This window comes from Candidatus Latescibacterota bacterium (assembly GCA_020633725.1).
Taxonomy (GTDB): domain Bacteria; phylum Krumholzibacteriota; class Krumholzibacteriia; order JACNKJ01; family JACNKJ01; genus VGXI01.
Genome location: JACKDC010000002.1, coordinates 1 through 12,362, shown reverse-complemented (window position 1 = coordinate 12,362; position 12,362 = coordinate 1). Strand labels below are relative to the sequence as shown.

Here is a 12,362-nt window from a genome sequence, read left to right as displayed (position 1 = left end):
CTAGTGCGCGCCCCACTCCTGCTTGCCGGGGATCCAGTAGCTGGGGCAGATGAAGCGGAAGAGATGCGCGAAGCGGCGCGCCTTGCGGAGCTGCTCCTGGCTCTTGGCGCGCTCGTCGGCGAACTTGACGTCGACCAGGGCGTCGAAGAACTCGCGCGCGGTCTCGCGGGCCTCCTCCTCGGAGCCGAAGAGGTTGCGGATGCCCTCGAGCTCCTCGGCGTCGAGCCAGTAGCCGCCGCAGGCGGGGCACTCGTCCACCTCGACCTCGCGCTTCACGCTGAAGAAGTGCCGCTGCATGGGCTGGCCGTCGCAGCGCGGGCACTTGCGGTGAGGCGCGGTATCGGGGCGCACGGTGGGGTCGCGGCGCACGTGGAGGAGCCGCTCGCCGGCGTCCTCGTCCGGTTCGTCAAATTTCTGTAACTCAAACCAGTCGAACCAGGTGCCGCCGCAGCCGTCGCGGCAGACGTCCACCTGGATGCCGCCCACAGTGATCTCGGTGAGCGCGTTGCCGCAGGCCGGACACTTCATGCAGATCGCCTCCCAGCAAGGAACCTCGGGGAAGGGTCATCCGCCGCCGGACACGGGGGACACCCCTCGCTGGGGCGATTGCAATCGCTTTGCCAGATCGCCCTGGAGACCCCGCCACGGCGCGTGCTAGCCTGCGCCGTGCTCACCCATCTGCTCATCGTGAACCCCCACGCCGGCCGCGGCCTGGGGTCCAAGCGGCGCCGGCAGGCCGAACGCTGCCTCGACACGGCAGGCCTTGCCTACGAGGTCTATCTCACCTCCGGCCCCGGCGACGCCCGCCGCGTGGCCGAGGAGGAGGCCTCCCGCTACTCGGTGATCGTGGCCATGGGGGGCGACGGGACCATCCAGGAGGTGGCCGGCGGCCTGGCCGCCGCGCGTCTGGCCCGCGGCGCGGCCGAGGGGCCGCCGCTGGCGGCGCTGGGCATCCTGCCCGCGGGCACGGGCAACGATCTCATCAAGAGCCTGCGCCTGCCCGCCGAACTCGACGCCGCCTGCCGAACCCTGGTGGCCGGCCGCCGCCGCGACCTCGACCTCGGCCGCATCCGCTGGCGCCTGGCCAGCGCCGAGGGGGCGCGGGAGCGGATCTTCGTCAACAACGTGGGGCTGGGCTTCGAGGGGCAGGTGGGCTGGGAGGCCTACCACCTGCGCACGCCGCTGCGCGGGATGCCGCTCTACCTGCTGGCGCTGCTGCGCGTGCTGCCGCGCCTGGTGAACCCGCCCATGGCGCTCACGATCGACGGCGAGGCGCGGCCCCCGCAGCCCGCGCTGCTGCTCAGCGTGGGCAACGGCCACACGTCGGGCGGCGGCTTCAAGCTGAACCCCGGCGCGAACCCCTTCGACGGCAAGTTCGACTACTGCCTCGCCGACGCCCGCGGCAAGCTCGAGGTGCTGCGCCTGCTGCCGCGCGGGATGAAAGGTCGGCATCTAGGCCTCGCGGGGGTTCACTCGGGTCGCGCCGAGCGCATCGCGGTGACGAGCGCGCGCCCCTTCCACGGCCACGCCGACGGCGAGCTGCTGGGCGAGGACGTCGTGGAGGCCACGCTCGAGCTGCTGCCGGGGCTGCTGCCGACGATCTGCTAGCGCCGCCCTCATTTGGCGATCACCGCCGGATGACCTGCGCGGCGGGAGCATCTCTGCTATACTATTACAGTCGACCAGGCAAAGTGGAAGCCACTGTCCCCGAGGCGGCGTTCAGGTGTTGCGATTCGGACCAGAGAACCGCTCGACTCGAGCCCCTGCCATCCTGCTTGCGGGGTGCTGCCTCCTGCTGGCGCAGGCAGGCATTGCCGCGACGCTCCTGGTGCCGCAAGAGCACGCGACCATCCAGGCCGGCATCGACCTCGCTCAGCCAGGAGACACGGTACTCGTCGCGCCTGGTACGTACAGGGGAATCGGCAATCGCGACCTGGACTTCTATGGCAAGGATATTGCTCTTGTCGGCTCTGGCGGATCGGCAGCTACCATCATCGATTGCGATGCCGCGGGGAGAGGCCTACATCTAGCGAGCGGAGAGACCCAGGCAGCCCTAGTCCAGGGGATCACGATCCAGAATGGCTCGCTACCGGACGATCAGTGCGGCGGCATTCTGTGCCGCGCTGGCGCCACGTTCCGAGATGTGGTTGTTCGACAGTGTTTTGCGCAGTATGCGGGCGGGGTGCTAATCGAGGGGAGCGGTGACCCGATCCTTATGGATTGTGTCATCGAAGACAACCAGAACTCGGCTGGATCTGGTGGTGGCATTGCCATCTGCAACGGCAGCACCGCGATTCTCAGCAACGTCGTGATTCGCGGCAACTACAGCCACGGTCGAGGCGGTGGAGCCTACATGTGCTTCTCCAGCCCGCAGTTCTTCAATGTGACCTTCGAGGACAACGAGGCGATTTCGAACGGTGGCGGAGTGTACTACACGTCGAGCCCGGTCTGTTTTAAGGACTGCCTTTTCATCCGTAATCATGCCCGCAATGGCGGCGGGCTGGACACGGGCGTAGATCCGGGACTGTTCGAGGACTGCGCGTTCATCGAGAACACCGCTCTCCAGACTGGCGGGGGGATCTGTATCGAGTCGGACGAGGGTACTGTCTTCCGCAACTGCCTCATGCTGCGCAATACCGCCGGCGCAGGCGGTGGCGTCTATGTCGGCGAGTACATGGCCTATCCACCGGTGCAGTTCATCAACTGCTCGTTCATCGCCAACGACTGCCTCTGGGTCGCCGGCTCGGCCATGACGGCGAACTGGCAGGGCAAGGCCGACCTCGTGAACTGCTTGGTGACGGGGAACAGCGGCGGGGTGGCACTGTGGACGCACTACGCAGCCATCAACGTGTCGTGCTCCGACGTCTGGGGCAACCCCAGCGGAAACTACGGCGGTGAGCTGACTGATGAGACGGGCCTGGACGGCAACATCTCGCTTGACCCGTTCCTCTGTGATACCGGCGCGGACAACTTCACGCTGGCGGAGGGTTCGCCTTGCCTGCCGGAGAACAACGGCTGCTCCGTTCAGATGGGCGCGTTTGGCATGGGTTGCACCCTGACCGCGATTGAGCAAACCCCACCCGCCGGCCTCACGCTCGGCGCCAACTACCCCAATCCCTTCAACCCTGCCACGACGATCCCCTTCGCGCTGGCGAACCCGGCGGAAGTGACGCTGAGCATCCTGGACGTGACGGGCCGCTTGGTCCGCGATCTCTGCACGGCAACACCCTACGCCGCCGGCCAACACGAGCTGCGCTGGGATGGCCAGGACGGATCGGGTCGTCCTGTGCCGTCGGGCGTGTACTTCTATCGCCTGTCCACTACGGAAGGCGCCACAGCCAGGCCTATGCTGCTGCTAAAGTAGCGACCCGCGATCCCGCTAGAGATACAGCTCCCGCCCCCGCCGCCGCAGCCAGCGCCGCGCGCGCTCGTAGTCCGGGCAGTGGCGGCCCACCAGCGTCCAGAAGCGCGGCGAGTGGTCGAGGTGCCGCAGGTGGCAGAGCTCGTGGACGACCAGGTAGTCCACCACCGCCGGCGGGGCCATCACGATCTTCCAGTTGAAGGACAGGTGCCCGCGCGCCGAGCAGCTCCCCCAGCGGCTGCGCGTGTCGCGCACGCTGAGGCGGGTGGGCGCGAGGCCCGTCGCGGCCGACCAGTGGGCCACGCGCGCCGACAGCAGCTCCTTGGCCAGGCGACGGTACCAGCGCTCCAGCGCCGCGGCGGCAGCCTCGCGGCGCTCGCCGGCGCGCAGGCCTTCGGGCAGGCGCAGCGTGATCGTCCCCGGCCCCTCGAAGCGCGCGCCGCGCTCCACCCGCGCTCGGCTGCGGCCGAGTTCTTCGCGCACGCGCAGGGTCCAGCGCTCGCCGAGCAGGAGCAGCGTCTCGCCGTCCTCGAAGCGGCGCAGGGGATGCGCCTGCTCCCAGGCGGCGGCCTCGTCGAGGCGCTCGCGCAGCCAGTCCCGCTCGCGCGTGATGAAGCCCTCGATCTCGCGCAAGGACAGGCGCAGCGGCGCCAGCACGCGCAGACCGTGGCGCGGCTCCACCGTGAGGGTGAGCCGGCGACGTCCCCGCCGCCGCACGAGCACGTAGGGCAGCTCGGCGCCGTCGATCACTACTTGCCGCGCGCTCTCGCTCACCGCCGGGGCCGCCACGCTAGGCCTCCCCGTCGTCGGGCCAGAGCCGCGGGAGCATGGCGCCGGCCGGCCCCTGGAGCCGCACGGGATAGAGCGCGGAGAGCGGCGTGGGCTCGGGATTGATCTCCACGCCCAGCGCCCCGCGCTGCATCGCCACCAGCGGCAGCTCGGCCGCGGGATAGACCACGCCCGAGGTGCCGATGGCCACGAGGCAGTCGCAGGCTTCCACCGCCGTCAGCGCGCGGTGGAAGATGGTCATGTCCAGCGGGTCCTCGAACCACACCAGATCTGGCCGCCACCACGCGCCGCAGTCGCAGCGCAGGGAGGGCAGGGGGACGTCGCGGCTTTCACGCCGCGCGCCGCAGGCCTCGCAGCGCAGGCGCCAGAGGCTGCCGTGCAGTTCGATCACGTCGGTCGCGCCGGCGGCTTGATGCAGTCCGTCGATGTTCTGCGTCAGCACCACCGTCCCCGGCTTCGCGCGCTGCACCGCCGCGATGAGGCGGTGCGCCGGGCCGGGCGCGCAGTCCGCCACCTGGGCGCGGCGCGCCGCGTGGAACTCCCAGACGCGTTCGGGGTCGCGGAGGAAGGCGCGCTGGCAGGCGTAGTCCTCGTAGCGGTAGCGCTGCCAGATGCCGCCGGCGCCGCGGTAGGTGGGGATGCCGCACTCGGCGCTGAGGCCGGCGCCGGTGAAGAAGACGATCCGCGCGAAGTCCCGCAGGTCGGGGAGGCGGGCCGGACTAGTCATCGTCCTGGCGGCCCTCCGCGCGGGCGCGCTCGGCGGCGAGCTCGTCGACGCCCACGTAGCGCCAGTGCCAGGGCTCCCAGGGAAAGGTACCGGTGGAGTCGGGCGGGTAGGTCTCGCGCCAGCCGTAGTTGGCGGCGTTGGCCTTGAGCCAGTGGTAGGCCGGGTTGTGCTCGTAGTTGCCCCCCAGGGCCAGGTCCACCGTGGTGCCGAGCATGTGCTCGGAGTAGCCGGGCGGGGCGACGCCCCAGACGATCTCGTCGAACTCACGGCCTGCCGCCAGACGCTTCGCGATCAACGCGGCCTGCTCGTCGGGACTGCGATAGCCGGAGTCCACGCGCAGCGTGATGCTGTCCAGCGCGGCCTCGGCGGCCATGGCGCGCAGCGCGAGGAAGGCCTCCATGCGCAGGCGCGGGATGTCGCCGGCGATGCGCAGCGCCGCGGGCAGCGGCACCAGGTCCGGCGGCGGCGGCGTGTTGCGCGCCCCCACCCGGCGTCCCCGCCACTGCTCGGGCACCGCGTAGCGCTGGCCCGCCACGGTGACGCTGTCGTTCCACGTCTTCATCTCCTCCACGGGCGGCACGAGGGGCGGCGCCGACTGCGCGCAGGCGCCGGTCCAGGCCGCGGACAGGGCGAGGAGGACGAGGAGCGTCGAGCTCCGCGGTGGCCACAGACGCGTCATCGCGCGCGCTCCGCGGGGGGCGCGGGAGCGACGACGCGCAGGCCGACATAGTCGTCGGGCGCCGCGGGCGGCGCGCCGTAGGGGTCCGGCGCCGTGACGGCGCAGAGGCCCCGGGGCGAGGCCTTGCCGGCGGCGTCCTCCACCCACTCGGCCGCGTTGCCGCCGAGGTCGTAGAGGCCGTCCGCGGCGGCGAAGGAGCCTACGGGCTCGAGCAGGCTGCGGTTCGCGGTGAGCAGGTCCACGCCGGCGGCGAGCGTCGCCCGGTCCTCGGGGTTCGGCGCGTGGCCGGCCCACCAGCTCAGCGTGTTCTCCGCGCCTGGCTTTGCGTCTTCCGTGCCAGCCAATGATTCCCACTCGGTGTCGACGGGCAGGCGGCAGTCCAGGGCAAGGCGCTTGCCGACCCACGCGCAGTAGGCGCGGGCGTCGGCGGCGCTGATGCCCGTGATCGGCAGGTTGCCCTCGCGCCGGTCCACCGGCCAGGGCTCGCCGCGGTAGGACGCCCACTGCGCCCGCGTCACCTCGAAACGGCCTACCAGCAAGGCGTCGCGCTGGACGAGCTCGGGCACGAGCAGGTCGTCGAGGCGCTCGCCGAAGTAGCCGTCGACGCTCGCCGCCGCCGCGACCGCCAGCGCGCGCGCCAGGGGCGAGTCGTCGCGGTAGGCGTTCTCCGCCGGCAGCGGGCTCTCGAAGAGCCAGCGGTCGAACCAGGCGAGCTGCTCCGTGAGTTGACGCCGCCGCCCCGCCGGTGTCCCCAGCGTGTGCGGCTGGTCGGGGAAGCGCAGGAAGCGCACGGGCGCCTCGCCGATCTGCTGCAGCGCGCGATAGAGCTCCTGGCCCTGCTCGGCGGGCACGTTGGTGTCGGCGCTGCCGATGCTGATCAGGGTGGGCACGCGCAGGTCCTGCATGCGAAAGAGCGGGCTCTTGGCCAGGTAGACGTCCGGCAGCGCCCAGGGCGGCCCGCCGAAGTAGGCGTTGTCGAAGCCGGCGCCGAAGGCGCAGTTGCCGTAGTCGCTGGTCCAGTTGACGTCCCCCGCGCCCGCGGCCAGCGCGCGGAAGCGCTCCCCGCTCTCCAGGCAGGCGGCGATGCCCAGGATCGCCCCGTTACTCCAGCCCAGGATGCCGAGGCGCGAGGCGTCGGCGAGGCCGGTCTGCACCAGCGCGTCCACGCCGGCGAGGATGTCCGGCACCTCCAGCTCGTAGTAGTGGCCCTTGATCGACTCCAGCCACTCGAGGCCGTAGCCGTAGCTGCCGTGGTAGTTGGGCTTGAGGACGGCCGCGCCCCGCTGGGCCAGCAGCGCCGCCGAGCCGGCCCAGCTCTCGTCGAAGCGGTCGCGGTCGGCGTCGCCGGGGCCGCCGTGGAGCATCACCACCAGGGGATAGCGGTCGTCGGTCTCGGGATCGTAGTTGAAGGGGTAGGTGAGCATGCCCTCGACGGTGTCGCCGCGCGCGCCCACCCAGTAGAACGGCTCGCTGCGGGGTATGGGCAGGTTGGCGAGATGCGTGCTCAGGCGCAGGAACTCGCGGCGGTCCTTGAGGCGCTTGCCGTCGAGGCGGCCGACGTAGTAGCGGTCGGGCAGCGACGCGTTGCCGTGGGCGAGCAGGACGGTCTCGCCGTCGGGACCGGCGGCCAGCAGCGTCTCCACGCCGCGCTCGGGGCGGGACAGCTCCTGGCGCTTCCAGCTATCGCCCTTGCGCTCGTAGTGCACCAGGCGGCCCTGCAGGCCGTCGGCCAGGCCGGCCAGCACGCCCTTGGACGTGGCGAACAGCAGACCGTCCAGCCCACGGTCCCAGCCCAGCGGCACCGGCCGCCAGGTCTTGGCGTCCAGGTCGCGGTGGCCCAGCGCGTAGAGCGACACGTAGAGGTCGGTGGAGTCGCTCGCCTCGGGGCGCAGGAAGCTGAAGCCCTTCGAGTTCAGGTCCCAGACGAAGCCGTCGGCGCGGATCGCGGCCGGCAGGATCTCCTTCATGGCGCCGGTGGACAGGTCCACCAGCATCACGTCCGGCGGCGTGCGGAAGTCGTAGTCGTCGTGGATGCTCCTGGCGAGCCGCACGATGGCGCGCTTGCCGTCGGGGCTGGCGGTCATGTCCTGGATCGGCGTGGCGTTGTCGGTGAGGCGTTTCGCCTCGCCGCCCAGGGTCAGCGTGAAGAGCCGCGCCGGGGGGACGTGGTCTTCGTCGCCGACGACCTCGGTGTCGTCGTGGACGTCCTCGAGGTTCTGCTCGCGCAGGGTCTTGGCCTCGCCGGCGAGATAGAGCAGCCGGTCCGAACCGATCCAGGCGAAGTCCTGCACGCCGCCCGGGTGCTCGGTCACGGCCTCGGCCTCGCCGCCCGACAGGTCGAGGAGCCAGATCTGGCTGTCGGGGGCGTCGTCCGACTCGCCCCCGGGGGCGGGTCGCGCGGACAGGAAGGCCAGGCGGCGGCCGTCCGGCGAGAAGCGAGGGCCGCGGCTGTCGACGGCGGCGCGCGTGAGCTGCCGCGGGGTCTGCGGGCCATTCGCCACGTCCAGCGACGTGAGGGTGAGCTGCCAGCGGAAGACCTTCCCGTCCTCGGCCAGGCCGCGCTGGGACCAGACCGCCCAGCGGCCGTCGGGCGAGACCTGGAAGCCGGTGGCGTAGTCCTGGGCGACGACGTCCTCCACGGTCCACTCGGCGGCCGGGGCAAGCGCGGGCAGACCGAGCAGCAGGGCAAGGAGGACGAGAAGGGCACGATGGGACATGGGGCACCTCGGCGGGGGGACGGGGGTCGTGGTCGCACACTCTAGGCCAAAGTCCGCCCGCCGAAAAGCGCTAGAAGTAGAACATCAGGATCACGCCCATGTTCAGCGACGGCGTCGGCAGATTCCACGACCACCCGTTCTCCCTGTCGCGCGAGCGGCTCGATTCCTCCACCGGGGGATCCGTGTTGGTCTCGGCGCGAGTCCATCGCCGGTAGCTGACGAAGCTGCGACGGAAGTCCAGGAACGCGCCCGTCTCCACGCTGACCCGGGGGTGCGGCCAGAAGCGGGGACGCACCCCGACCCCGTACCAGGTGTCCTCGTAGCGACGGGAGTACTGCCCCAAGCTGTGCGTCCAGTGGAAGGGGTCGTCGTACACCCGCAGCTCTTCGTACGACGAGGTACTGCGCGAGTAGGAATACACGTAGTGCAGGCTCGGGGCCAGTTCCAGCCAGTCGTTCAGGGCGAAGCTGCGCCCGACTTCCACGGCGAAGCGGCGCGTGTTGCTGTCATCCGCCGCCTGGCCCGAATAGGCATAGTAGCCGTCCGGGTCTTCATCGACGCTGCTGCCATCGGAGGACCCGATGTAACCGGCCACGGTGAAGGCCCATCCCGACGGCAGGCGATAGCGAAGGCCCACGCCGTTGGAACCTCCCAGCCAGCCTCCCCAACCCACGCCCCAGGGACGGAAGTCGGAGTCGGTGCCGGCGAGCGCGTCGCCCCCGGCCAGAAACACGAATAGCGCGAGGAGCGCGGGGATTCGCCAGTGCCTCATCGGATCTCCTTTCCACTACCCTTCACACGAGAGCTGCCCTAGGATGTGCCCGACGCTCCAAGGCCGCACGGTGGAGTATCGCCCACCGGAACAACGAAAGGCAAGTCATGCCCAAGCGACGCAAGCTCCGCGCTGACGACCTGTTCCGCTTCCAGTTCCCCGAGGCCCCGTCGATCTCGCCGGACGGCGAGCGCATCGTCTACAGCCTGAAGCGGATGGACCCGAAGGAGAACCGCTACCTCGCCAACCTCCACGAGGTGCGGCGGCGCGGCGGCGGACGCCGCCAGCTCACGCGCGGCGCGCAGGTGGACGCGGCGCCGCTCTGGAGCCCCGACGGCAAGCGGATCGCCTTCGTCTCCACCCGCGACGAGAAGAGCAACATCTGGCTCCTGCCCGCCGACGGCGGCGAAGCCTCGCAGCTCACCCAGCTCGAAGGCACCGTGGGCGGGCTGGCCTTCAGCCCCGACGGCAAGCGCCTGCTCTTCCTCCACCGGCCGATGAAGAAGCAGGACCCCAAGCAACGGGCGAAGGGCGCGACCTACAAGCACATCACCCGGCTCTCCCACAAGCTCGACGGCTTCGGCTACTTCCCCCCCGACCCCCAGCAGCTCTACGTGGTGGGCGTCGGTGGCGGCAAGCCGCGTCAGCTCACGCGCGGCGACTTCAGCGTGCGCGAGGCGCGCTGGAGCCCGGACGGCAAGCAGATCGCCTTCATCGCCAACCCAGAGCCCGAGAAGCAGCACCTGGGGACGCTCGAGCGCATCTTCGTGATGCGCGCCGCGGGCGGCACGCCGCGCGCCGTGACCACGCGCGGCGGCAACAAGGTCACCCTCGCCTGGGCGCCCGAGGGCCGCTCGCTGCTCTTCACCGGCCACTTCGGCAAGCCCGGCGAGTGGATCCAGCACCCCTACCGCCTCTACGAGGTCGGCCTCACCGGCGAGCGCTACACCTGCCTCACCCCGTGGATGGACGACTGGCCCTTCAACTTCGTCGTCACCGACACGGCCATGGGCGACGCCGCGATCATCGCGCCCTACCGCGACGGCGCGGCCTGGCGCATCGCCTTCGTGCAGAACGAGCGCGGCGCCTGCCGCGTCTACTCGATCCCGCGCGCGGGGACGCGCACCCGCGCCCAGGCGCGGCTCGAGTTCGGCGGCGACGTGAACAGCACGGCGGTGAGCGTGTCGCCCTCGGGCGCCTGCGCGGTGAGCGCCGCCACGATGATGGACACGGGGGACATCTACGGCCTGCACCTGGACGGCGCCGGCGAGGCGAAGCGCCTGACGCAGGTGAACCGCGCGGTCTTCGCCGGGCTCGCCCTCAGCGAGCCCGAGGAGTTCTCGATCAAGAGCGGGGCGGTGCGCGTGCACGGTTGGCTGTTGCGTCCGCCGGGAGGCAAGAGCCGGAGCAAGCGGCCCGGCCTGCTGGAGATCCACGGCGGTCCCATGGGCCAGTACGGCTACACCTTCTTCCACGAGATGCACCTGCTCGCCGCCCAGGGCTACGTGGTGGCCTTCAGCAACCCGCGCGGCTCCTGCGGCTACGGCACCGACTGGGTGAAGAGCATCCACGGGGCGTGGGGCCAGAAGGACTACGCCGACCTCATGGCCGTGACCAACCACCTCGCCCGCCAGGCGGACGTGGACCCGAAACGCCTCGGCGTGCTCGGCGGCTCCTACGGCGGCTTCATGACCACCTGGATGCTGGGCCACAACAAGCGTTTCAAGACGGGCGTGACCATGCGCCAGGCGGGCAACCGCATGACGCAGTTCGGCAGCTCGGACTACAACGCCCACGAGCGCCACAGCTTCGGCGGCGCCTGGCCCTGGGAGAAGCCGCTGCAGTACCTGAAGCGCTCGCCCAACTTCTACGCGCACAAGATCACGGCGCCGCTCTTGATCATCCACAGCGAGAACGACCTGCGCTGTCCGATCGCGCAGGCCGACGAGCTGTTCACGATCCTGAAGGCGCTGGGGCGGACGGCCGAGTACATCCGCTTCGAGGGCGAGAGCCACGGGCTGAGCCGCGGCGGCAAGCCGCAGAACCGGCTGGAGCGGTTGAAGCGGATCGTCGACTGGTTCGACCGGACGCTCTAGCGCAGCACGGTGAAGCGGCGGGCGACCTGAGCCGGTCCAGGCTTAGTACAATCGCTTGATCGATCCCCAATGGGTGTCGCCGATAGACGTCTCCCCGCAGCCGATTCCGAAGGCCCCAATCTGGCCGCAGTCGCTGCTGCTGGCGGTGCAGGGGGAGTTGCCGCTGAGATGAAACTCTCCCGACCCCACCGGACCGCAGAACATCGGATCCAGGGAGATGTTGCCGTCCGATCCCGTCGGATCGACGATCTCCCCCGAGTACTCCCCGAGCTCATTGCCGAAGACGTTACAGCACAGGACATCGGCCTGGCCTTGCGGCGCGACACTCACTCCGCTTCCGCCAAGGTTCCAGGCGATTATGCAGCTTTGCGTGCTGACCATCGCTTGGAAACCGATCCCAAGCGCGCTGCTGTTGGACGCTCCGACAGTGTTCTCGACAATGGTGCATCCAATGATCGTGCAAGCACTGCCATTCACTGCAAGGACCGCAGCTGCGTTGTTTGCCGAGTTGCCAAAGAACAAGCATCCGGTGACGAGTGAAGTTCCGCCAGCGTCGACGATCACGGCTCCACCACCCGCAAAAGCCTGGTTGTCGATGAACTGGCACTGCTCCAGGCTCCCGTCCACCTGGGACCAGTCTATCGCGCCGCCACTGATTGTCTCGGCTTGGTTCCCCGCGAAGAGCGAGCCTCGCACAACAAGAGAGCCAGTCCCGGCTGTACGGATGGCTCCACCCGTGCGGAAGGCTTGGTTGCCTTCGAAGCTACCCTCTTCGATAACACAGTCCGAGTTGAAGAGAGACACCGCTCCACCCCAACTGCTTCTGTTCTGCGCGAAGTCGCAGCTGAGGATTTCCACGGAGCAGTCGCTACAGTCCACTCCCCCCCCGTGGGTGCTCGAATGGTTGGATTCGAACACGACGGACTCGAGCGTCACGCTTCCCCAATTCGCGTTGATGCCTCCGGGTGAGCTGCAATTCAGCAGGCGGGCTCTCTTGACATGCAGACTTCCCCCTTCGGTGGCATAGATGCCCCCAGCCGCACCGACGATGCTGAGACCCGAGACAGCTAGCTCGTCGTCACTCGTTTCCGGGGAGAAGAAGATGCCCCACTGAGGGTCCGCATCTGCAAGCACGGTCGACTCCGGACCAGCCAGCGAGCAGATCGTCAGCGACCGCTCCACTGTAATCCCGCTGTTCCCCTCACCCGAGTAGGTGCCCGC

10 protein-coding genes are annotated in these 12,362 nt (G+C 69.8%); 3 read left to right on the top strand and 7 right to left on the bottom strand.

The genetic code is table 11. The features are described 5' to 3' along the window. Positions 1-528: a zf-TFIIB domain-containing protein gene (locus H6693_04605; protein MCB9515449.1), complete on the bottom strand. Its 528-nt coding sequence runs from the start codon at positions 526-528 to the stop codon at positions 1-3. A gap of 123 nt (positions 529-651) precedes the next feature. Here H6693_04605 and H6693_04600 point away from each other — a divergent pair, with 123 nt between their 5' ends. Continuing rightward, a complete protein-coding gene (locus H6693_04600; GenBank protein MCB9515448.1) occupies positions 652-1,608 on the top strand; it encodes a YegS/Rv2252/BmrU family lipid kinase in 957 nt (318 codons plus the stop codon). Between the two features lie 115 nt (positions 1,609-1,723). Next, on the top strand, positions 1,724-3,364 hold the full coding sequence (locus H6693_04595; GenBank protein ID MCB9515447.1) for a right-handed parallel beta-helix repeat-containing protein: 1,641 nt from the start codon (positions 1,724-1,726) through the stop codon (positions 3,362-3,364). A gap of 15 nt (positions 3,365-3,379) precedes the next feature. Here the strand turns inward: H6693_04595 and H6693_04590 are convergent, their stop codons facing one another. The 5 genes from H6693_04590 to H6693_04570 form a co-directional block, all read right to left on the bottom strand. Next, positions 3,380-4,150: a M48 family metallopeptidase gene (locus H6693_04590; GenBank protein ID MCB9515446.1), complete on the bottom strand. Its 771-nt coding sequence runs from the start codon at positions 4,148-4,150 to the stop codon at positions 3,380-3,382. Position 4,151: 1 nt separating this feature from the next. Beyond that, positions 4,152-4,877 (bottom strand): NAD-dependent deacylase, encoded by a 726-nt coding sequence (locus H6693_04585; GenBank protein MCB9515445.1) that lies wholly within the window; start codon positions 4,875-4,877, stop codon positions 4,152-4,154. Beyond that, positions 4,870-5,556 carry a M15 family metallopeptidase gene (locus H6693_04580; GenBank protein ID MCB9515444.1) on the bottom strand — a complete coding sequence of 229 codons (687 nt, stop codon included), beginning with the start codon at positions 5,554-5,556 and terminating at the stop codon, positions 4,870-4,872. Before H6693_04580 ends, H6693_04585 begins: the two co-directional genes overlap by 8 nt. Then, positions 5,553-8,273 (bottom strand): prolyl oligopeptidase family serine peptidase, encoded by a 2,721-nt coding sequence (locus H6693_04575; GenBank protein MCB9515443.1) that lies wholly within the window; start codon positions 8,271-8,273, stop codon positions 5,553-5,555. Before H6693_04575 ends, H6693_04580 begins: the two co-directional genes overlap by 4 nt. A gap of 70 nt (positions 8,274-8,343) precedes the next feature. Then, entirely contained in the window at positions 8,344-9,045 is a 702-nt protein-coding gene (locus H6693_04570; GenBank protein ID MCB9515442.1) for a hypothetical protein, read from the bottom strand. 107 nt (positions 9,046-9,152) lie between these two features. On the opposite strand from H6693_04570, the gene H6693_04565 reads away from it, so the two are divergent. Then, entirely contained in the window at positions 9,153-11,141 is a 1,989-nt protein-coding gene (locus H6693_04565) for a S9 family peptidase (protein ID MCB9515441.1), read from the top strand. A gap of 42 nt (positions 11,142-11,183) precedes the next feature. Here H6693_04565 and H6693_04560 read toward each other — a convergent pair whose 3' ends face one another. Next, positions 11,184-12,323 carry a hypothetical protein gene (locus H6693_04560; GenBank protein MCB9515440.1) on the bottom strand — a complete coding sequence of 380 codons (1,140 nt, stop codon included), beginning with the start codon at positions 12,321-12,323 and terminating at the stop codon, positions 11,184-11,186. Positions 12,324-12,362 lie beyond the last annotated feature (39 nt).

What these genes read in the sequence shown, in the direction of transcription:
- H6693_04585 (MCB9515445.1), bottom strand. Translation starts at nt 4,877, where the DNA reads ATGACTAGTCCGGCCCGCCTCCCCGACCTGCGGGACTTCGCGCGGATC.
- H6693_04565 (MCB9515441.1), top strand. Translation starts at nt 9,153, where the DNA reads ATGCCCAAGCGACGCAAGCTCCGCGCTGACGACCTGTTCCGCTTCCAG.
- H6693_04605 (MCB9515449.1), bottom strand. Translation starts at nt 528, where the DNA reads ATGAAGTGTCCGGCCTGCGGCAACGCGCTCACCGAGATCACTGTGGGC.
- H6693_04575 (MCB9515443.1), bottom strand. Translation starts at nt 8,273, where the DNA reads ATGTCCCATCGTGCCCTTCTCGTCCTCCTTGCCCTGCTGCTCGGTCTG.
- H6693_04580 (MCB9515444.1), bottom strand. Translation starts at nt 5,556, where the DNA reads ATGACGCGTCTGTGGCCACCGCGGAGCTCGACGCTCCTCGTCCTCCTC.
- H6693_04570 (MCB9515442.1), bottom strand. Translation starts at nt 9,045, where the DNA reads ATGAGGCACTGGCGAATCCCCGCGCTCCTCGCGCTATTCGTGTTTCTG.